Consider the following 21,779-nt stretch of genomic DNA (forward strand, 5'->3'; position numbering starts at 1 on the left):
GCGGCGCTTTCAGCGACCCTCCCGCACTCTTTTTCGTCATTTCCTAATTCATTTTACCACAACAACCGATTCCGCCGTTAATTTTCGCCGATTTTAGAGACTTCACATTCTTCTGTGAAGATTCCTCAACAGTCAAAAGTGAAAAGGCACACGGCGGGGAGGTTGGGCGGGCTTGTCGGCGCCCAAGATGAGCGTTCGGCGGTCGATGGAATCCCAGGCGATTTGGAGCGCGGAATCGGTCGCCGCATCGCGACCCCAACAATTGCAAGATGGCTCCGCTGCGCCCAAGCCCGCCTTCAGTTCACCGGCGCCACATTCGGCGGCAGCGGCGTCCGACTCCGTGCGCGGAGATTCTCCGCACGATCCAGCAGGTTCTGCGGCGGCGAGACCACTTGCGGGACCAATTGGTAGTCCAATACCCGCATGTCGCGAATCTCGCGAGGCACGACGTTTTCCGAAAAGAAATCGAGCGGCGGCACCTGATACCAAGGCGGGTCGATCCGCTCGTAAACCGTCAAGGTTTGGTAACCGTCCTTGACCAGGCGAATCTTCCGCGTGCCGTAATAGGTGAAAGTGGTGGCGATGGGTGTGGAGCCGATCTGGTAATCGTCCACGTACACCATGGCGCCCGGCGGATCGCTGCGAATCATCAGGCGGCGTTGAACGCACCCCGATACCGACAGCACCAAGGCCAACGCGAACATCCGGATCGCCGGATGAGGTCGGCTTGCGGCGCCGAAAAGGGATTTCCGGCGCCAATCGCCGCATCGGGATGGTAGGTGCGCAAGTGTCATCTCGAAGGCCGTGCCCAGGTATCGTCAAGGCGTATGACGGCTATCCCGCCCGCTCCGCCGATTGCCGGTCGGGGATGATAACAAACTCTCTTTCGCCGTTCCATACGGAATTAGGGCCGGCGAAGGCCTCCGCCGACTCGATTCCCTTCAAAAGCTGCCGGTGATATCCCCCGCCGAGGCAGTGGCGAGGGCGTGGTAAATGCGGGTGTCGATCGTCTCCGAGATCATGTGGACCGACCCGTCGCCCAGCAGGAACTGCGCCCCGCCCGGATGTTGGCTGCTGAAACCGTGGGCGTGAAACTCCTTGTTGTTCGGGGGCAAGATGGCCGACCCGACCACCGCCGCCAAGACGCAAGCGTCGCCGGGCATGGTGCCGGTCCAGGTGCAGTATCCGCGGGCCGCCGTGCGTTCGCCCACCAGCAGCGTCTGGCTGAGGCCGTCGGTAATGTCCGCCAACGATAGGAAACTGTTGTGATACATCGCGCCGTCGCTCCGGCACTGCCGCCCCTCCGGCAGTCCCTCGCAATCGTGAACGTCCGTCACGCCGAAGACCCCGATGTAGTTGCTCTTGGCCAGCAGCATCTCCATCAATTCCTCGTCCTCATCTCCGTGATCGTGGTCGTGATCGTGGTCACCCTCGCCCTCATGGCCGTGACTCTCGTGCAACTCCTCGACCCGGAATAGCTTTTCGCTGGAGTTGACGTCGGAAGGGCAGAGAAAGATCGGCAGTACGGCCTGACGCGCCGCTTCATTCCGCGGGTCCCAGATGGGGGCGTCCAACACGATCTTGCCGTTGTACAGGTTTATCTGCTCCAAATAGGGCAGGATCAATGCCCCCCAACTCCAACCGGGTCCGCCGTTCACCAGGGGACGGCGCCCGTCCTCGCTGTAACCCGTCCAACCCGCGGGCAAACGACGGTGTACGTCGTGATACATCTGGATGGCCAAGCCGATCTGCTTGAGATTGTTGGCGCATTGGCTCCTTCGCGCCGCTTCCCGCGCGGCTTGAACGGCGGGCAGCAATAGCGCGATCAAGATGCCGATGATCGCAATCACGACCAAAAGCTCGACCAGCGTGAAACCGGGACGCGTCATCCCGACCGAACGATAACCCGTATGCTTTATACGCCGCATCGCAAAATCCTTCACCGAACATGATTCCGTCGAAAATGCCCGCAATGATGAACGCATTGCGAAAGAAGCGATGATCTTTTCCTGGGACCGACCGAGCGATCCAGTCGGCGGATGCCGGAAACGATGCGGCCTGGGACGGCGTCCCGCGGCCCATCCATCCGGTGAACCCCGACGGCCGGGCCAGGTAATACCCGCCGTCGTGAAAGGAAGTCGGCCAGCCAAAGCGCAGTCCAACGGCACACAAGGACGCGCGCACGATCAGACGAAAAAACGGCTTGCCGGGCCGAGAGGCGGAATCATGCAAAAGCGGGAGGACCGCGACTGCGGTGAGAGTGCCGCGGTGACGAGACCCGCGGAACGGTGTCCGGGAATTGGGTCCACACGATCCACGCCGCGCGTGGGACGTGATAACCCTTGGGGGCGCGGTCCTGGCCTTGCGTTAGAAAATGGCAAACCAGGCAGTGGGCGGCATCGAGGGCGTGATGACCGGCAGGCGCGGAAGCCCAACGCGGGGGCCCGTCGTCCGCGCTCGCCGAAATCGCCCCCCTTCCGGTATGCCGAGCGTCCGCAGGGACGTCATGGCAAGGGTCGAACGATGAAGACGCTATCGGTTCGCCCAGGCAGATCGGGCCGCAAGAGTTGTCGCTCGGTTCGGCGGCATGGCGGTGCAGTAGCGGCGCAAAGGTCAGCGAAACGCCCCACCACCCCGCCAGAGCGAGGACGGCGTAGCGTTTCCACATCCTGTTGGCTAGCCGAACCATGACCGACGACTCACAACGAAAGCAGCAGCAGAAATTGCCTCGATCCCCATTACCCGGCTGAGTTGCCGTACGTGGATTTCAAGGGGACGGTTCGCGACGGGAAACCGGAGCGATTCTCGCCGACAACTCCAATCGTACAAAACCGGTCAAGGGACCGCGGCGAAAAAGTGTCGCTGAGATGAGACCAAAAAAAGTGCCCTCCGTAGGCGGGGCAGGGACCTACGAAGGGCTGAGCTGTGAGGGATACCCCCACTGCATTTGATTATCGGCTTGAAACCGGAGAAAAACAATACCTAATCCTGGGGGGTAAAAGAAATATTTTGCTACCTAAATCGTTTTTCCCTGCCGCTCGCCCCGGCCCAAAAACAGGCGACCGCCGGACAGCTATTACTGCGTCCGACGGCCGGGGAGTCCTCTCAACATTGGCTTCCGCAATCCGCGCCAGGGTTTCCGCAATCCGTGCCCGGCGGGGCGAGGCGATCGTCGCTTTAGAATATGTCCATGATAAAGTGGTGACCGCTGTAGAATCGCCGCGGTTCGGAGTAGTAGTTCTGCCAGCGCTGGTTGTAGACGGGGATCCGCATCTCGGGCGGATAGCGGAAGTACAAGTCCTCGCTGCTCTTGTAGTAGTCCGGCCCGAAGTAGTTCTGCGGGTAGTACACGTACGGATAGTGGTAGAATCGGTTCCAATCCTGCGTGCTGTGGGTTCGGCCCCATTGCCGACCGTAAGCCTGCTGCGCAGAGGCCGTTTGATGTGCGCCTGCGGCCAACATCACGGCGACAAACGCGGCAACGATCAATCGCCGAAACATGGTGGTTCCCCCTCGATCAGTGAAAGAGTTTGTTATCTTCTTCGTCACCCGCAAATTCGTCGCGGCGGACACGGCCCCATCTCGCGGAGACGACCTCCTTCACCCCCGAGCGAGATTTCGCCGCAAGACCGCGGTGTTGCACGATCCATCGTTTTACGTCATCGGCAGAATTCCTATCCGGCATTGAGCGAATATCCCGAGCCGTCGGATTGTCCGCCTCAGTCCGCACAACCGGCGCGTTGCGGCTTGACGCCGATTTCCTACTGCCGGGTTGCCGGAAATCAACGCAGCGGAACGCAAGAACCTTGTTGCGGCCCTTGTCCGATCGTGATTTTCGGCCCGCGGTTGAGAAAGGACCCGGACTTGCCGCGACCGTCTCGCTGGAAATGGCCGCTCGGCCCGAACAAGACGGCGAATTCGGCCGCATGGGCCCACAGTCGCCGCAACACGGCACGGGAATTGCTCACCGAAGTTCTTGTGGTTGAAGGGCGGCTTCCGGGAGGTCGACCCGTTCGCCGCAAAGATTCCGCGATTTCGTTCTCGTTCTCGTTTCGGCAGCTTGATCCGGCGCCGTCCCCGAGCCTTCCTCGGTCGATACTTCTATGCTGCAAGCCATGCATCCCAGCGAACTGGTCGATTTGGCGGTCTTCGTCGCGGACAAGGGGCATTTGGTGGCGGAGGACACGTCCTTCCAAATCCCCACCGACGCAATCGAGGGCTTTTGGTCGAGTCACAAGCTCCGCACGGATCATTGGATTCGCGTGCTGCAAACGGTTGCCGAGCGTGAAGCCCCCGGGCGCTACAGTCGGCAAAACGCCGCGCTCATGGAGGAGATCTTTACGGCGGAGATTCTGACGCGGGTATGGGCCGCCGTCCTGCATTTGTACGATCTTTACCGCGAACGCGCGGAGGCGGGACCGACCGGGCAAAGCGCCCTCTTGGCCCATCTGGAAGTGCGGAACCGCGCCCTGACCCTGCTCCTCGACGGTAAGCCTTTCGTGGAGGGCGACGCCGTCAAATTGCAAAAACTTCAGCAACGCAACGAACGCTGGACCGACGTTTTGATTGGACGCCTCTTGGAATGGGGCGACGTCGCCCGTTTCGCCGCCGACCCCGTCCGCGCCCGGGACTTTTCGGCCGACATCCACCGCCGGGAGGAACTGGGCGATGAAGGTCGGCAAATTTGGCGTTTGATGACGGCCTCGCTCACAGCGGCCTACGCGGTGCCCCTGTTTCGCTACAGTCCCAGCGGAAGCCTCAACGAACGGTCCGCGGCCTCGATCTTGGCCTGCTTCCCGCCCGAACTGATTCGCGGTACCACCTACGAGTATTTCGTCCGTCAGTACGACCTGCTGCGACGGTGCGAAAACCTGGATCGCGCCTTGGCGGAGGCCTTATCCGCCGAATAGCGGGCCGCCCCCTTATCAAGCCCGACCGAAACGGTTATCGTAAATCCCGCCGCGCCGCGGCGATTTCCCGGGAATGAGCGAGGGAAGAAGGCTTTTCCGGCGACATCGCGCGCCTCGCGCGGACGCGTTTGCCGCGGCGACCCGCGCCCGGCCGTTGCCGCCGAAACGACGGCCTCGCTTGAGCGGAATGCAAGGAGCCATATCGGAATGCGAACGTTTTTGGTCACGGGCGGCGCCGGTTTCATCGGCTCGCACATCGTCGAGGCCCTGGTGCGGCGTGGAGACCGGGTCCGCGTGCTGGACAATCTGAGCACCGGCTATCTTTCGAATTTGGAACCGTTTTACGATCGCGTGGAGTTCCTCCACGGCGACGTGCAGAATCCCGACACGGCGGCGGAGGCCGTGCGAGGTGTGGATTGCGTTTTTCATCAAGCCGCTTTGGCCAGCGTGCCGCGGAGCGTGGAGCGCCCCCTCGACACGCACGCCGCTTGCGTGACCGGGACCGTCGTACTGCTCGACGCCGCGCGACGCGCCGGCGTACGGCGTTTCGTCTATGCAGGCTCCAGCAGCGCTTACGGCGATCAACCGTTCAGCGCCAAACGCGAGACGGACCTGCCGGATCCCATCTCGCCGTACGGCGCGGCCAAACTGGCCGGGGAATACTACTGCCGCGCCTTTTTCGCCACCTACGGCTTCGAGACGGTGGTGCTTCGCTATTTCAACGTCTTCGGTCCCAGGCAAGACCCCGGCAGTCCCTATTCCGCCGTCATCCCGCTTTTCATCACCGCGATCCTGTCCGGGCGAAGGCCGGTCGTTTTCGGCGATGGCACGCAGTCCCGCGACTTCACCTACGTGGCCAACGTGGTGCACGCCAATTTATTGGCGGCGGAGCGGCCGGGGGTGGCGGGCAACGTGTTCAATGCCGCCAACGGCAAAAGCATTACCCTGCTGGAACTGTTGGGCGCCATCAACCGCGTGTTGGGCACCCAAGTCGAACCCGAGTTCGCGCCGCCCCGCCCCGGCGACATCCGCGAGAGCATGGCCGACATCGCGTCCGCCCGGTCCCTGCTGGGATATCAACCGCAGGTCGATTTCGCGACCGGCTTGGAGCGATCGATCGACTACTACCGTACAATCTGCGGGTCGCCGCGGGCATAGGCCCGTTCGGTGATCGCACGTCTTGCCATCTTTTCGGGCTTCGTGTCAGTCCGCGTCGTGGTCGTGCTGCGCCTGTTCCTCGGGCGTCGCCGCCTCGCGGATCCGCAGATGGACGCGTTCCTCTTGAGCGTCTGCACGGCGTTTGGCGACGAATCGCACCAGCAGGTTCAATGCCAAGGCCGCGGCCAGGCCGATCAAGCCGAAGTGGAGGATCAGTCGGGCAACGCCCGCCGTGGCAACCACGGCAATCACGGCGGCCAAGAACCAACACACCACAACCCAAATCGCGCGCCCGATTTTCAGATCGGCATCTCCGCGGCTAAGCACGCGGTCGGCCAAGCCTGTGGCGATCACCGCCGCGAAAGCCACGTACGTCGTCGAGACCGGCAGTCCGCGACTGGAGGCCAGGGCGATCACCCCGGCCCCGGTGGAACTGATGACGGCGGCGCGCAGCGGATCGTAATGCAGTTTCTTTCCGGCGGGGCTTTTGCTGGGCGGCGGGGCCAACTCGGGGCGGCGGGGAAGAAGGGCCACGATCCACCGCGCCAAGACCCGGCACCAATTCGGCGCGTACAACGCCACGCGGTCGAACTGGCTGCCCGTGTTCACCGCCGCTCGCGTCACGCGCTGGGCATCCCGGGTCCACATTCCCCCGACGATCAGACATCCGCAAACGAACAGCACCCAAGGCGGAATGGGAATCTTGGTGGCCACGGCGACCGACTCGTGCGAGTTCTTCCAGAGCCAAAACGCGGAAAGTCCCGGCGATGCGCAGTTCGCCAAATCGTTCTGGCCGAAAGCGAAGGCCAAGCACAGCATGCCCACCACCGCCATGCCCGAGAATAAATACTTGGTCCCGAATTCTCCCGACAGAAGCAGAAAGATATGTACCAGCAGCGTGGAAAGCCCCCATGCCGCCAGCAGCGCGAAGACGGGCGTGTAGGCGTCGATCGTGGCTTCGCGAAAACTTTGCACCACGCTCAGGCCGGCCATTCCTTTGAATACCATGAACCAGGCCAATCCCGTGAGCATCAAGCCGCATATCCAGGGACCGTGGAGCAGAATCGTCTCGCGATCTTCGACGCGACTGCCGACCGCCGCCCGAAAGACCCGTTGAATCAGGAATCCCGCCACCCCCGCCATGATGATGGAGACGAAGATCGCGGCGACGACGGTTTGCACTTTATCCCAGTGGACGATGGAGACGCCGTACAGTCCCATCGAGGCGCCCACCAACTCGAAAATCAGGCAGGCGGTGGTACTGACGGGCATGCCGAACGTGGAATACGCATAAAGCAGAACCGTGTCCACCAGATACACGCTGATGTAGGCGATGACGGCGGCCTGGAGGGTGAGCAGGGCGGGGTCGAAAATGCCCTTGCGGGCGGTCTCCATGACGGGCGTGGAAAAGGACGCACCCAGGATGACGGCGACGCCGGCCAAGGCCACGGCCAGGCGACGCGGGAGGATGCGGGCGCCGAAGACGGCGTTCACGATGTTGGCGCCGTCGTTCCGCCCGACCTCGATGCAGTCCCACGCCAACAGCGCCAGACCGAGGAACGCCAATACGGTGACTAAATCCATGATAGACCGTCTCCCGACGCTCTGTGCTGAGCTTTTTTGTATGGGGGATACCGGCGGCGATTGAGGCTGGGAAAGGCGGAGGACGTCCCGACCGGCAGGCATCGTCCCGAAAGGGTGCGACGCACCGCACCCCTGACGCCGCCTATCGCGTCGCCGCCGAAGGAGTGGCAAACCCCGATGCCCTGCCGAGTCTCTCGACTCTCCCGCCCGACCTAATCATTAGCCAGTCCAAACCCTAGCGATTTTCGACCGCCGGCGGCGAACCGTCAAGGGTTGCCGAGAATGCTTGTCTTTTCCCAGCCTCTGCGGATTGCCCGTTCGCGGCCCGCCTAGGGAGGAAAGCACGCCGCCGAACCGCAAAAGGGTGTCTTGCGTGGGCGGCGATTGGAAGACATACTTATTCTTGTGGTCGGGTGAAGCGGTCGGCAGGCCCGTGTTTGGACGTTCCACGTCGCAATCGCGGTCGTCCCGGCGGCTTTGTCGCCATGCCGGAGTGGCGGAATGGCAGACGCGCTGGACTCAAAATCCAGTCCCCTTCGGGGGGTGTGGGTTCAACTCCCACCTCCGGTATTTTCTCGTCCCAGAGTTGCTTGCCTATCCTGGATTTCTCGACCTGCTTGTGCGGCAAGCCTCTCTTGTCGCTTTCGGCGCCGCCCCTATTGCACCAGAAAAGGTTGGCGTACCCGGACCCTACCGATTTTCGTCCCCGGACCGACGCAAACTCGGCGCCGGCCTATCGGATACCACGCGGTCGAGCGGAGACGACTCCACGATCGCCGATCTCACGGTTGCCGGGAGACCTCGCCCACGATCGCGATATAGTCGAATCGGCACGTACCGGTAAGGCTTTGGCCGGTCGCCAGGTCGAGGCGGAGTTGTTTCAACGTGCCTTTCCAACCGGGCACGGACGACATATCGACGACGTATTCCCGCGGGGCTTCGTCGTTGGGGACGACCTCGAATGCGAGGCTCTTGGCGTCGTCCCAAGTCGGATCCGCCTCCGTCGTGAATCGGAACCGTATCGTCGTCGCCGCGGCCCCTGCTCCCGCCAGCAGCATCCCAACGAAAACCGCGGTCTTCTCATAAGGTGTCGTCATGGTTCCGCGCCTCCGATGGTTCGTACAACTCGGGCTGATCGGAGCCATTGTAACACCTGAGGAGCCGCCCGGAAGCAAGGCGAGGCGCCGGCCTTCCGCCACACACCGACCGTGACCCGGCGGTGCGGGGAGTCCCCGCAGGGGGCATAAAGAAAGCCTCCAGCGTGAACCGGAGGCTTGTTGTGCATCGGAAAGTGTTTGGGAACCGCGGCCTGGGTGGGGCCGGCGGTTGGTGCAAAACGGTCTCAGAAGAATCCGCCGCCGAACCCGCCGCCGCCGAATCCGCCGCCGCCGCCGCCGAACAGACCGCCGAAACCTTGTCCGCCGGTACCGCCGAGGCCCTGGCCGCCTTCACCCGTGATGAAGTTGAACGTGTTGACTTCCGTGATCGCGGAGAAGAAGGGCACCGGGTTGATGCGGACATAGCGGCGATCGGCGGAGATGACGGCCGAGGTCATCATGAAGGCGCCTTCGGGCACGACGGTGATTTGCGGGGCGTAGCCCACCGCACCGCCGCGTACCGGGACGAAGGGCAGGATGCCGCCCGCCCCGCCCAGGTTGGCCCCGTCGGTTCGGGATTCGTAGTACGACGCCATCGCAGCAGGATCGACCTGGGCCGCCTGTCCCGCCGGAAGCTGTTGCGCCAAGATGCGGTTGCGAAGCTCCAGATGGTTCGTCACTGCGGCGGCCAACATTCGCTCGTTCAACGGGGCTTGCAACCGACCGTCGGCCAGTTCGAACTGAATGACGGCCTCGTCGTTCTTCATCTCCACCATCTTGGTCAACGACTGGGCCTTGTCGGTCAGCAGGTGCGTGTGGATGGTGACCTTGACTTTACCGCCCGCCACTTCACCCCATACGCGGCGAATCAGACCACGATAGGTGCCGCTGAAACCGCGCGGGCAGACGTAGTATTCGTGGTAGCCCTCATCGCCCTTGCGGGCCGAGCGACTGGAGGTATCGCCGACCAGCACCCCGCCCGAGGTCGTCCGCGGATTGCGGAGCGAACACAGCGTACCGGCAGGCTCCTCGACGATCAGATCGACGTCCGCTTCGCCCAGCCACGAGACTTCGATGACGCAGTCGCGGGCGACGGCTTCATCCAGGGCGGCCTGATAGCGGGAGGCTTGCTCCTCCAGCTTCTTGGCCTTCAGTTCGTCCAGCGTGGCCTTCGCCGTTCGCAAGGCGTTCAGCCACACGTCCTGGTGCTTCTCGGGGAATACCTGGCTCAAGATTCCCACGGTGGACCACTGGATGCCTTCCAAGTCTTGAAGTTTTTGCGCGACTTTCAGACCGGCCACGTAAGGTTCCGGCCATTGCGGGGCCAGGGACGCGGCTTGGCGATAGACGCTCAAAGCCCGGGCGTCGAGACCGTGACGCTCCAATTGGATGCCCAAGGCCAAGAGATCCAGAGGCTCTACGGCGAAGTCGGCCGCGGACATCAAAACCCGCTCGATCTCGTCATTCGGCCTTCCCGCCGCCTCCATGGCCAGGGCCATGCCTTCGTACATCCACGGTTCGGGCGGATTGTGCCGCAACGCGGCGTTCAGCAACTCCAACAGGTAATCGAACTTTTGCGCCGCCAAGAGGCGTCGCACGGCCTCGCGGACATCGGAGGCGGGAACGGCCCGATCGCCCTGGAACAGGCTTTCCCAGACCGAGTCCGGGGCCGCATTGATCGTGCCGGCGACGATGCCATCGGCAGTCTCGAGGAGCGACGAAGATCGGGCGTCCGTTTGGGGTCGCGGTTGGCCGTCGGGCGAACGAGAAAGATCGTCGTTGACGCTGAAGGCACGGAAGCCATTGTTCCCGGCGCCGGGGACATTGAACATACCCCCTCCGAATCCTCCCATACCTCCCATTCCTCCACCGAATCCTCCCATTCCTCCCATGCCACCGAAGCCTCCCATGCCTCCCATCATTCCCCCTCCGTAGCCTCCCATGCCACCCATGCCTCCCATCATCCCCATGCCACCCATCATCCCCATGCCGCCTCCCATGACGTTCGGAGGCACCACGAGGTCGGCGACGGGATAGACCTTGAGGATCAGATCGGTGTCGGCCTGTTCCGGCGTCGTGATCAGCAGAACCTCATCCTTGACGATGTACGTGAGGTCCAAATCGCGGAGCAACAACCGCAGGGCGGACCGCAACGAGATTCCACGGAGGCTCTTGGAGACCGCCGTGGAACTGTCCACGCCCATCGCACTGAGGGCCTTATTATCCAACTGGATTTCGATTCCGTGCCGGTCCTTCAGGTAATCGACGACTTCGGACAATGGGGTATCGATGAAATCGAGTTCCGTCGGCCGCCGCAATTCCGCGGCGATCTTCCGCTCGGCCGCGTTGTCGCTGGACAATTCCATCGAGCTGTAACGTTCCTTGCGGCGAGCGGTCAACTCTTGCCAGACCTCCGCATCGGGGTACAAGACCGGCGGTTCATCCGGAATGGGAACGTGGGCCAATTCCGTTTGGTACAGCGTATCGAGGACGCCTTTCTTGCGGGCTTCCCGCAACTCCATGGCCTTCTCGAAATTGCCTTGCTGGCTGGACATCCGCTGCGCCAGATTCATCACGGGGTTCTCCGGCGCCAGCTTGACGGCTTCCATAGCCGCATTGACCTCGGCCTCTTCGTATCGGCCCTCCTCCATCAGCGAGTTGAATCGCTCCATCAATTGCGTCAGCTTTTGCTCGCGGGCCAGGAGGCTTTCCGTGAGCAGTTTCCGCTCCAGGGCCTGGGCTTCCTGTGCGGCGGCGCGGCGTTGCTGCTCGTTCCATTCGATGACGCGGGCATCGGCCTGCCGGATCGCCGCGCGGACTTGATCGGCCAACTGCTCTCGGACTTCGGCGGGCAGATCGGGCGTCCGCGAAACCTGGTCCAAAAGCTCCTTGAGGTCCTGGCGAACATCCTCGGGATTGGTCGCCATCCGCTTGCGGGCCTCATTCAATCGAATGCGGACGTCCTGCGTGACGGCGTCCACCAACACCGCCCGATCTTTAAGGACTTGCGCGGCCAAACCGGGAGGCGCCGCACCGGCGGCGGGGGCCGCCGGGCCGCTCAAGGTCAAATCGGCGGGGGCTTGGGGTGCGGCGGGAGCCGCCGGTGCCGGGGCCGCTTCCGCGCCCGCCTCTTGCGAGATCTGCGTCACCCGCGCCAAAATCTTTCGCGCGGCTTGGTTCTGCGGATCGCGGCGGACCGCCTCCTCCGCCATGCGGCGTGCGGCCGCGACGTCGTTCACTTGCAGGGCCTGTTCCGCCAATTCCGTCAGATTGTAGGCCGTGATCTCGAATTCCTCGGCCAACTCCCGCAGCAAAGCGGTGCCGGGAATCGGGGCCGCGATGCCCCCGCCGGAGCGAATCGATTCCACGAGTTGGACCAGGAAGGCGTTATCCGGGCGAGATTCCGCGGCGGGCAAATTCCAGGACAACGTCGCATTGCCGAAACCCGCCTCGACCGCCACCGGCCCCAATTCCTTCAACGTTCCCACGACCACGGTATCGCGATCCGCGCGGAGGGGAGGCAATGTCTTCGGGAAAACTTCGCCGACCGGTCCCGACCAGGCGACGGACGTCGGCCAGGCGACCGGGGAAGCCACCGCAGCGGCCAGTTCCGCCGCCGCCGACTCGGGCGTCACGCCTTCCATATCGCGAACCAAGATGCCGCCGCTGTGCGTGGCGATACTCGCCATCAACGGGGCGTCCCAACGCGGGCCGACCAGGAAACTGCTGACCGGGATGCGATCCTTTTGAAGTCGACTGCAAATCGCTCCGATGCGATCCAGCGGCAAGAGATTGGCGCGGCTCAAACCGTCGCCGATGTACACGAGCGAGCGACCCTCCGCGGGCGTGCCTTCGAAGGCCTTCATCGCGGCGTCCAATCCCGCCTCCAGATCGCAAGCGCCCAGCGGCACCCGTTGATCGAGTTTGGCCAGGGCGGCCTCCAATTCCGGGCTGCCCGGCGCGGCGAAATCGGCCTGCATCGGTACGGCCTTCAAATCCACGGCCAAGATTCGGACCTTGTCGCTGGGACCCAACTTGGCGAGGAGGTTTTTCAGAACCGCCGACCCCGTCCGACGGAAATCGCCAGACTGAGCGGCCGAGGTGTTCACCAGGATCACCACGTGGTGCGAATCCGCCGGTCGCAGCACGGATTCATCCGCTCGCAGCGAGGCGGCAAAATAGGCCGCACCGTCCGGGGATTGAAACACCTCCAGGTTCCCCTGCGGCGCCGCGGCGTGCACCGATGCCCCAAGCGAGAGGACCATCCAGGCGAAACATGGAACCAGCAGGATGGGACGCACTTTCGACATGATCATGCTTCTCCGACTTTAACACGCGCCTTCGGCGTTCCCCCCGGGACCTACGCGCCGAAACAGACTAGAGGCCAAATTTCATCCGTCAAAAACTAAGGGGCTATGCCCATTGTAGCTTGGACAGATTGCGTTTGCCAAGCAAAAACTTTCGATCCGGAAAGATGGGAAATATGGATAGGTAAATCCCATTCCCCGGCTTGGCAACAGGAACGGGCAGCGCGGCCTGAGCGGCTCCATTCCCCGCCGCTCTTTTGACGCCGCTCCTTGGCGCGGAGTTCCGAACCGGCGCTCCAGGAAATTCTCACCGTTTGTGAAAACTCGAAAAACGGCGTTTCAATGTCGAAAAGCCGTCAAATCGGGGGGCTGCGGGATCGTGCGAAAAGGCGACCGAACGGCACGTCCCGACGGGGCCTAACGTGAGATATTCTGCCGAAACGGCGGCGAAACTTTCCGCGGAAAAACGGGCACGGCGGTGGAGACGATGCTCCTCCCGCCGTGCCGGATGCTAAAACCTTGGCGCACGAGGCTCGCAACTGCCGGATGGGGCTATTTCACGCTCGTTGAATCCGGCTTCGCTGCCGTCCGGGGTCGATTCAAGAGCCACGCCAGGCTATCGGCCAGGTTCCGCCGGGCGTCACTCACCGTTCGGCTGAGGAACTCGGGAACAGAGTCCATCGCCCGCAGCAGGGCAGGCAGAACGACCTCCAATCGCACCGAATCCGCGTTCTCTCCCTCGGAGAGCGCGGCATTCAGTTCCTTCCAACCTCGGTAGCCCTCCTCGTAAACGAAGTAGCGATACTTCTCCGATTGACAGTAGTCGCCTTCGTACACGTGCGAAACCTCGTCGGAATTTGCGGCGGGCGAGTAACCGGGCGTCTCCAAGTCCCATGCCGCCTCGTCCTGAGCCTCGAACGTCGCTTCGGCGTTCGGCATGCTTTCCGCGACCGATTCGAACCGCGGGAGGGTCGGGAATTCCACCGTGGTTTCCTCGGCGGCATCCTCCCATTGGAAGTCTTCTCCAGGCTCTCCATGCATCGGAGTATCCCAAACCGGAGCGGCTTCCGTCGGCTCTTGCTCGGGCGACGGCAGGGACACTTCGCCGCTCATCCAGGCTTCTTCATAATCCTGGTACAGCGGTTCCAGGCTCTCCTCGCGGACCATCTCGAAGTCGCCGGACAGGGCATCGGTGGACGCCTCGGCGTCCGCCGTCATCGTCGCGGCGTCGTTGAGCGGGCGGTCTTCCGCGGCAGTTTGCAGATCGTCGGATTGCGGCAACGTGGCATCATTGCGGGCCAAGATCCAACCCTCGGCAACGCGTGCCTCCCAATCCTCTTCCACGTGGACCTGGGCGTATTCGGCAAGGGTTGGGAATTGAATTACCCCCGCCTTCGCGGACGTCGCGGCCTCGCCAGCCGTCGGCGCCGGTACCTGCCGGGCATTGCGGCGCCGCATCCAGGGACGCCCCCCGACGACGTCTTGCGGTTCGGCCTCTTCGTAGTAGTCGCCGTACAGGGCCTCGTAATCCATGTAATCGCGATAATCGTCGATTTGAGCGTCCGGCAACTCCGCGGCATACTCGTGCGAATCCATTGCCGCCGATTCCTCCGCCATCTCTTCTTCCACCGCGTTCATGCCCGCGATTTCTTCAGCTTCGCCGGAGAGGGAAGATTCCGCCGCTCCGTCGGACCACGAAACCGAGGCCGAGAACTGTTCGCTTGGGCCGTAATTGTCGTAAAAGCCGTAGCGGGAAGCCTCTGTTCGAGGTTCGGCCTCCTCGAAAACGATCTCCGGTACCTGCGATTGATAAGAAGGCTTCTCCTCATTCTCAGCATCACTCTTAGCAGCGGATGGGGCCTGCTCGCTCGGGAAGAAGCCGAGTTCGTCTCGCCCCTGGAAGAGATAGCGGTAACGAAATTCGGAGATGCGGGAAAAGAACTCTTCGACCGGACAACTCGCAACGTCGCTCGCAGGTTCCAAACGGTTCTCGGCGGCCTCGTCCGATGCGGTGAACTCGTCTTCCGCCGCCTTGTCCTCCGCCATCACCGCTTCGTCGATTTCGTCCGTCTCAGCAAGGTCGTTCCAAGATTCGTCCTCCATTTCCAGCCAAGGGTTTTCTTCGGTCGTCGTCTCGTACTTCGAGGGTTGGCTCCAAGACGCCTGTTTTCCGATTGCCTGATGATCCGTCCGCAATGAAGTCAAACCGATTACGAGCAGAGTTCCACTACAGAATCCGAACACGGTTCCGGGAAACCAACGTTTCGCCATCTTTGGGTCCTCCCCAAATAGCTTTGAGAGATGCAACTTGCCGGAAAGTCCGCGGCGGGAAAGAAAGATGCGGGACAGAGCTGAAGGCTTCCGTGAGGGGTTCCGCCGTAAGAACTATCGGAGAGGATGAATAGAGATATTGGCTAATTCAGGCAGCATTCGTAATATGCGGCATCGGAAAACTGTGGAAAATGTACGGGCACTTTGCCCATAGGGTCGGGATTGGGGGATGTACCGCCGGGGAAGACTCGATTGCGCGCGTCCGTTGCCTCACGACCCTTCGTACTCAGCGAAAGCCGCTTGTGCGGCTTGCACGAAGGCCGCAATTCGATGGGGCGACTTTCTGCCGGGCGAGGATTCCACGCCGCCCGCCGTGTCCACACCCTGCGGACGAACGGTGCGTATGGCCTGGGCGACGTTTTCCGGCCTCAAGCCGCCGGCCAGGGCGACGGGGACTTGCGAATGGCGGCGGACGAATTCCGTCGCCGCCGACCAATCGAACGTCTTGCCGGTTCCGCCCGGCGCCTCGGGACTCCAGGCATCCAGGAGGATCATGGCGGGAAGCACGCCCAGGTTGCGACACTCCGCCAAATAATCCTCGACGCATCGACAACTCTCTCGGACGCGGAAAGCCTTGATGACGGGAAGAGGCTGCAAGGCGGCCACGACCTCGGGAGGTTCGTCGCCGTGGAGTTGCACGGCGTCCAAACCCACATAGGCCGCTAGTTCTCGCACCTCTGGGACGGGCAGCGAGACGAACACCCCGACGCGAAGCATTTTCCCCGAGACCACCCGAGCAATCGCCCGCGCGGTCTCCGCCGGGACGTACCTGCGGCTTGGTGGATAGAAATTGAGGCCCACGGCGTCGGCGCCCGACGCGATGCACGCCTCGGCATCCTCCGGCTGCGTGATTCCGCAAATCTTGATGCGAAACATCGTTTCTTCTCAGGTCGAGGTCGCTGGGTCGGTTCATGCCGCAATCGACGTCCGATGCCCTGCGGCGTGACCGCATTGGCCGATCGCCCTCTCCGGAACAAGGGCGGCAGCTTGATCGAAAAATCCGGAACAATTGGCAAAAGCAAAACGACCGCACTGAACCGACTAAAGCTCATCCCGGGAAAAGTCGATTCCGGGGGAGGAGCGGCATGGGACCGGATGGCCCCTACCACCGCATTATACGGGCGGACGCCGCGGGATCGTCCTGCGCCTCCGCGCCGCGCGAACGGCACCGGATTCGAGGTTCTATTGCGAGATGGCACATCCGGGAAAGGCGACATTCCAACAATCCGCGAAGGCGCGACCGGGCGGCGATCCCCTTGGTTGGATCGTCCGCATCGCGGTCTTGGCGACGACCTTCGCGACCGTGATGTGGCTCTCGCGTCCCCTCGCGGACGCCCCCGGCATCGTAACCGAGCACGATTCCCAAGCGACCTTGCACGAGGCAACCGGCGGATCCCTCCGTCAAAAGACCCCGGCGTTACCGCAAGATCGTTGGGAGGCATGGCTTGCCGCGCGGGAACGATCGCAAAAGGCGTTTGCCGAATACGCCGCCGTCGCCCGACAGATGCAATGGGCGTGGCTGCAACACGTCGCCGCGCTCCACGATGCGCGTCGCTACGGTACCGAACTCCTGGCCAAGGGATCGATCGCCGTGATTCCACCCTCTGCGACCGCGGGCAATACCGCCGCGGCGGAACGAACGAATCCCACCGAGCAGGAACGGCAGCGATGGGCGTTCCTGAAGGGCTACTTGGCCCGATTGGAAATGGAACGCGCCCAACTCTCCGCGACGCACACTCCCGCCCATCCGGAGGTCGCACAACTGGATGCCATGATTGCGGAAGTGCGGAGCGAAATGCGACAACTGGAGCGCTGGATCGACCATCAGGGCGCGTTTGCACGGGACGGATATCGTCTTGAATCGAATCACGAGGCTTCGGAACCGCCGGCGCCGCATCGCCGGGACCTGGCAACCGCCGTCTCGCGACCGCCGGTGGGGAACGGCCTTTCCGGGGGACTCCGCGAGGAACCGGAGGTATCGACGCCGGAGACGGTCCCGACCGAGGCCTTTCGCGAGGCGATGCGCGATCTGGCCGCAGGCGAGGCGACGCTGTCGCAATTACTGGAGCACGCGACCGCGGCGGGACAAGAGTTGCAAGCGGCGCTGTGCCGAGAAGAGGCATCCGCCGCCGCCCTCCAGGAAGCGTGGCGCGATTTCGCGGACCGGTCGGCCTCCGCGCCCCCCGTCACCGATCGAGCGGGTCCCGCGACGACCGCCGCGAACGGACGGTCGCAATCGTCCTTCGGACTGCGAGGGACGCTGGCCGCGGCCTTGAGCCTGCTGGCGACCATCGCGGCAGGCTGGATTTGGAACGGTCTGCGCAGCCCGGAAGAGATTTCCCGCGACGAACCGCCCCCCCGGCGATACTGGCGTGCGGACGGCGCCGAACCGCTGCCCGCCCCAAAATTGTTAGGGCGATGACGCGGCGACGCCAAGATCGCCGACCCGTTTCCGAGACCCTTCGAAATCAACCGGCAAATCGAACATGTACGAGCAATTCTTTCATCTTCGTCGACGTCCTTTCCCGGCGGTGCCGTCCCTCCGGCACTACGTCGCGTTGCGGACGACGGAGGAATTCCGCGTCAAGCTGACGCGGTGCCTGGCCCGGGGCGAAGGCGTCGGCTTGATCGTCGGTCCGACCGGCACGGGCAAAACACTGTTGTGCCGAGCGGTGGGCGCGGACTTGGCGGCCCGTTGCGAGGTGGTTATGCCCGCCGTGGGACGCATTCCCTCGCGGAAAGCCCTGTTTCAAGCCGTATTGTTCGAACTGCATCGGCCTTATCAGGGCATGGACGACGGCGAATTGCGGCTGGCCTTGATGGACTATCTTCTCAGCCCGGATCGCGAAAAGCCGCTGGTCCTGATCGTCGACGAGGCCGACACGCTCTCCCTGCGCATGTTGGATGAACTGCGGCTTTTGCTCAATCTGGGACGGGGTGAGGAACCGCCGCTGCGCCTGCTCCTTTCCGGAGGCACCTTGCTGGAGGAAAAGCTGGCGGCGGGAAAACTCCAACCTCTCAGCCAGAGGATTTCCGCACGCTGTTATTTGGATGCCTTGAGCCGGGCCGACACCTTTACCTACGTGCGGGAACAGATTCGACTCTGCGGCGGAAACGCCGACGCCATGCTGTCCGAGGAGACCCTGGCGGCGGTGTACCACGCCACGGGCGGCGTGCCGCGACTGATCAATCAAATCTGCGACCATGTCTTGCTGCTGGCCTTCGCCGACGAGATCGAACGCATCACGCCGGAATTGGTCCAAGAGGCCTGGTCCGATTTACAGCAGCTTCCCATGCCGTGGGAACCCGCCCCCGAACGAAAAAGCTCTTCCTCGCAGGTCGTGGAATTCGGCACATGGGACGAGGGCTTGGACGCCGTCTCGACCTCCGACGGGTTGACCGAAGACATCGCCGGGGATTCGCAGGCCGGTTCGGACGCGGTGAGTGAATCGCCCAACGACGAGCGTCTCGGCGACGATGCGTCCGCCCCCGAGGTCGCGGCAACCGGCGACGACGAACTTTCCCGAAACGGCGAGGCAACGCGGTTTCATGGTCCGGGCCGAACCTTGAGCGGACCGACCGGCGCCTTTCCCGTCCCCTCCGGCGAGTCCCTCGGCGGTCCTGCGGCCGATGTCTCCGACCCGATCGAACTGCGCCCCTTGGAACACCTTCGGCAGGCCGAGCAGGCGGTCCGGCAATTGCAGCAGGAATTCCGCCCGCCCGCGACCAAGACCGAGGTGGAACTGATCTTCGAAGACTGGGGAAACCCCTTCGAGGAGGAGTTTCAGCAAGTGATTCCGGTCACGGGCGGTCCGGTCCCGGACACGGCGACGCGATCGCAAAGGGAATGCCTTCACAGCCCGACGCTGGAAGAGGCGACGGCGGAGAAACCATCGGCGGAGACCGATACCGGCACCCTGGAGATCGTGATCGAAGGCGATGGCGGCGAGACCGCACCGACCGCCGGTGATACTCCGCCGTGCCCGGAGGACGTGCAAGAGCCGGAACCGCAAGACGCCGGCGTCACGGAAGTGCTGATCTTCGATAACCACGTCGGAGAAGCGACCGCCCGGGATGAGGCCGAGCACCGCCGATGCGAAGTCGGCCCGGCGGTTCGCAGTCCGAAATTCCGCCGACTCTTCTCGCAACTCAAGCAGCGCGCCGCCGCTTCGCCCGAGTCTTGATGCGCCGCGCTGCCGCGCCGCGAACGGTTCACGTCACAAAGGGGTGCGTGTGCGGCGAGATGCCTGGGGAACGGTAGTCGATGTTCGTCAGATACTCGACGAGGGCCGCATTGTCTTCCCAGATCGGCCGCATGAACTTATCTCGGATATAGGCGAAGACGGCGGCCTTCTGCTCCTTGCTCAGCGACCCCGGACCGCGGACCGCTTGCAGAATCGCGTCCTCTCCCCGTTCGATGCGGGTCACGGCGTAACGCGGGGCCAGTTGATAGACGGCCAGGCCCTTCAAGCGATGGGAACCGTCCTCCCTCCGCACAATCTGAAGCTCCACTAGTTTGAAATCACCTTGACCCGGCAGTTTGTCGGCGTTGCGAACCGCCCGCACGAACGTCGTCCCCGAGCGGATCATCCAGCCTTGGCCGTTGTTCTCCCACGAGGCCGTCAAACCGTTGCGATCCACGACCAGGTAGTGGTAATCGCGGACCAGACGGTCGGCCGGTTCGATGTCGGGAAACTCGTCTCCGGTCGCGGCCTCTTGGGCAGAGCGCACGGTTTCGCCGGGGTCTTCGGATGGCGCATCCTGATCGGGGACCGGCACATGAACGATGGCCCCGCACTTGGGGCACTTCCCCGCCCTCCCCGCAAGCTCGGGACGCACGCGCAGGTTGGTCTGACAGGAGGGGCACACCACGGTCAACATGAGTCGCTTCCTTCCCCGAAATCGTTCCGCGATGGAGGTTCGAGATTTATGGTGACCCATCGCGTCGCGGGATGCAACCGCGCGGCCCGGCGCTGCGGCCGCGCCTTCCACCGCCGGCTAACGCCGGCGGCTCCAAGCATTTCCCATCAACATGCGATTGCCCATGGAGCCACCAGCGTAAGCTGGTGGTGAATGCTCGCGCTTGTGCGCCGCGCAATTAGTATCCCTGGAGCCACCAGCGTAAGCTGGTGGTGGAACCTTGGGTAGCGATAAGACACCTCCAGCTCACGCTGGAGGCTCCTGCTCGCGCGTTGTCCAATTGGCTTCCTGGAGCCACCAGCGTAAGCTGGTGGTGGAACCCTGGGTAGCGATAAGACACCTCCCGCTCACGCTGGACGCTCCTGCTCGCGCGTTGTCCAATTGGCTTCCTGGAGCCACCAGCGTAAGCTGGTGGTGGAACCCTGGGTAGCGATAAGACACCTCCCGCTCACGCTGGAGGCTCCTGCTCGCGCGTTGTCCAATTGGCTTCCTGGAGCCACCAGCGTAAGCTGGTGGTGGAAGCGCCCGCGAGATAAGAAGCTGTGGCGCTTCCTCCACCTCGGGCTGACGCCCGAGGCTCTAGGTCTCTTGTCCATTCGCGCTTGCATGGCGGGGTTACGCGGTTTGCCTCAATTTGCCGCGCGATTCCGCGAATCGGTAGCGGTTCCCGCTTGCGGCGCGGTAGATTGACGGAGGACGACACGGAGCGACCGCTCCTTTCGGCACGCGCAGGCCGCAGGGGCGTTGCGCCCACCCAACCAACCACAGGCGACGGACCATGGCCGAGCTACTACTCGAAGGCGTCACCAAGAGCTACCCCACTCGGGCCGAACCTCTCAACGTGCTGCAAGGCATCGATTTGCAGGTCCGATCGGGGGAGCGCCTGGCGATCATCGGCCCAAGCGGGTCGGGCAAGAGCACGCTGCTGAACATCATCGGCGGCATGGACGTGCCGAGTTCCGGCCGGGTGCTGCTCAACGGCGAAGACCCCGCCCAACTCCGGCCCGACGCCTTGGCTCGCTTTCGCGGACGCCACATCGGATTCGTCTTTCAGGATCATCACTTGCTGCCGCAGTGCACCGTCTTGGAAAACGTATTGATTCCCGTGCTCGCCGAGGGTCGCGTGGGCGACGAGGACGTGCGGCGGGGGACCGAATTGCTGGAGCGGGTGGGGCTGGAGAGTCGAACGGGACACCTCCCCGGCGAGCTTTCCGGGGGCGAGCGCCAGCGGACGGCCATCGCCCGAGCCTTGATCCGTCGCCCGGCCTTGATCCTGGCCGACGAACCGACGGGCAACCTCGACGCCGCCACTGCCGAGCACGTCCGCGAACTGCTGTTTCGGACCACGGAGGAGTTCGGCACGATGCTAATCCTCGTGACGCACAACGAGCGTTTGGCCGCCGCCGCCGAGCGCGTTTTTCGGCTGGAAGGCGGCCGATTGCAGCCGACGCCGGTCTAAAGCAAGGGGATCG

The 21,779-nt window shown here is 63.2% G+C and carries 16 protein-coding genes and 1 tRNA gene; 6 read left to right on the forward strand and 11 right to left on the reverse strand.

Annotation, left to right across the window (positions count from 1 at the left end; all coding sequences use genetic code 11):
• Positions 1–296: 296 nt before the first annotated feature.
• From ACYQ6J_RS14145 to ACYQ6J_RS14165, 5 genes are all read right to left on the reverse strand, one after another.
• Positions 297–704, reverse strand: coding sequence for a PEGA domain-containing protein (locus ACYQ6J_RS14145; protein ID WP_460184836.1), 408 nt, complete (start codon positions 702–704; stop codon positions 297–299).
• Between the two features lie 237 nt (positions 705–941).
• The gene (locus ACYQ6J_RS14150; RefSeq protein WP_460184837.1) at positions 942–1,928 is read right to left on the reverse strand and encodes a DUF1559 domain-containing protein; all 987 of its coding nucleotides are present in this window, start codon (positions 1,926–1,928) and stop codon (positions 942–944) included.
• Between the two features lie 296 nt (positions 1,929–2,224).
• On the reverse strand, positions 2,225–2,689 hold the full coding sequence (locus ACYQ6J_RS14155; RefSeq protein ID WP_460184838.1) for a hypothetical protein: 465 nt from the start codon (positions 2,687–2,689) through the stop codon (positions 2,225–2,227).
• A gap of 488 nt (positions 2,690–3,177) precedes the next feature.
• Complete coding sequence (locus tag ACYQ6J_RS14160; protein ID WP_460185550.1) at positions 3,178–3,462, reverse strand: calmodulin-binding protein; 285 nt, start codon at positions 3,460–3,462, stop codon at positions 3,178–3,180.
• 320 nt (positions 3,463–3,782) lie between these two features.
• On the reverse strand, positions 3,783–3,968 hold the full coding sequence (locus tag ACYQ6J_RS14165; protein ID WP_460184839.1) for a hypothetical protein: 186 nt from the start codon (positions 3,966–3,968) through the stop codon (positions 3,783–3,785).
• A 135-nt stretch (positions 3,969–4,103) separates the two neighbouring features.
• Here ACYQ6J_RS14165 and ACYQ6J_RS14170 point away from each other — a divergent pair, with 135 nt between their 5' ends.
• Entirely contained in the window at positions 4,104–4,910 is an 807-nt protein-coding gene (locus ACYQ6J_RS14170) for a hypothetical protein (RefSeq protein ID WP_460184840.1), read from the forward strand.
• Positions 4,911–5,117: 207 nt separating this feature from the next.
• Positions 5,118–6,068 (forward strand): SDR family oxidoreductase, encoded by a 951-nt coding sequence (locus tag ACYQ6J_RS14175; protein WP_460184841.1) that lies wholly within the window; start codon positions 5,118–5,120, stop codon positions 6,066–6,068.
• A 45-nt stretch (positions 6,069–6,113) separates the two neighbouring features.
• On the opposite strand, the gene ACYQ6J_RS14180 is transcribed toward ACYQ6J_RS14175, so the two are convergent.
• Entirely contained in the window at positions 6,114–7,652 is a 1,539-nt protein-coding gene (locus ACYQ6J_RS14180) for an inorganic phosphate transporter (RefSeq protein ID WP_460184842.1), read from the reverse strand.
• Between the two features lie 487 nt (positions 7,653–8,139).
• Between ACYQ6J_RS14180 and ACYQ6J_RS14185 the strand changes: the two genes are divergently transcribed.
• Positions 8,140–8,222, forward strand: a tRNA-Leu gene (locus ACYQ6J_RS14185).
• A gap of 212 nt (positions 8,223–8,434) precedes the next feature.
• On the opposite strand, the gene ACYQ6J_RS14190 is transcribed toward ACYQ6J_RS14185, so the two are convergent.
• The 4 genes from ACYQ6J_RS14190 to ACYQ6J_RS14205 all read right to left on the reverse strand — a co-directional run bounded on the left by ACYQ6J_RS14190 (position 8,435) and on the right by ACYQ6J_RS14205 (position 16,263).
• Positions 8,435–8,749 carry a hypothetical protein gene (locus ACYQ6J_RS14190; protein ID WP_460184843.1) on the reverse strand — a complete coding sequence of 105 codons (315 nt, stop codon included), beginning with the start codon at positions 8,747–8,749 and terminating at the stop codon, positions 8,435–8,437.
• A gap of 245 nt (positions 8,750–8,994) precedes the next feature.
• Positions 8,995–13,059, reverse strand: a complete 4,065-nt coding sequence (locus ACYQ6J_RS14195) for a vWA domain-containing protein (RefSeq protein WP_460184844.1) — start codon at positions 13,057–13,059, stop codon at positions 8,995–8,997.
• Between the two features lie 549 nt (positions 13,060–13,608).
• Positions 13,609–15,327, reverse strand: a complete 1,719-nt coding sequence (locus ACYQ6J_RS14200) for a hypothetical protein (RefSeq protein WP_460184845.1) — start codon at positions 15,325–15,327, stop codon at positions 13,609–13,611.
• Between the two features lie 270 nt (positions 15,328–15,597).
• Positions 15,598–16,263 carry a phosphoribosylanthranilate isomerase gene (locus ACYQ6J_RS14205; protein ID WP_460184846.1) on the reverse strand — a complete coding sequence of 222 codons (666 nt, stop codon included), beginning with the start codon at positions 16,261–16,263 and terminating at the stop codon, positions 15,598–15,600.
• Between the two features lie 316 nt (positions 16,264–16,579).
• On the opposite strand from ACYQ6J_RS14205, the gene ACYQ6J_RS14210 reads away from it, so the two are divergent.
• Both ACYQ6J_RS14210 and ACYQ6J_RS14215 read left to right on the forward strand, forming a co-directional pair.
• Positions 16,580–17,809, forward strand: coding sequence for a hypothetical protein (locus tag ACYQ6J_RS14210; protein ID WP_460184847.1), 1,230 nt, complete (start codon positions 16,580–16,582; stop codon positions 17,807–17,809).
• 64 nt (positions 17,810–17,873) lie between these two features.
• Positions 17,874–19,571 (forward strand): ExeA family protein, encoded by a 1,698-nt coding sequence (locus ACYQ6J_RS14215; protein ID WP_460184848.1) that lies wholly within the window; start codon positions 17,874–17,876, stop codon positions 19,569–19,571.
• Between the two features lie 28 nt (positions 19,572–19,599).
• On the opposite strand, the gene ACYQ6J_RS14220 is transcribed toward ACYQ6J_RS14215, so the two are convergent.
• Positions 19,600–20,268 carry a zinc ribbon domain-containing protein gene (locus tag ACYQ6J_RS14220; RefSeq protein ID WP_460184849.1) on the reverse strand — a complete coding sequence of 223 codons (669 nt, stop codon included), beginning with the start codon at positions 20,266–20,268 and terminating at the stop codon, positions 19,600–19,602.
• Positions 20,269–21,085: 817 nt separating this feature from the next.
• On the opposite strand from ACYQ6J_RS14220, the gene ACYQ6J_RS14225 reads away from it, so the two are divergent.
• Entirely contained in the window at positions 21,086–21,766 is a 681-nt protein-coding gene (locus ACYQ6J_RS14225) for an ABC transporter ATP-binding protein (protein WP_460184850.1), read from the forward strand.
• Positions 21,767–21,779 lie beyond the last annotated feature (13 nt).

This window comes from Thermopirellula anaerolimosa (assembly GCF_054657335.1).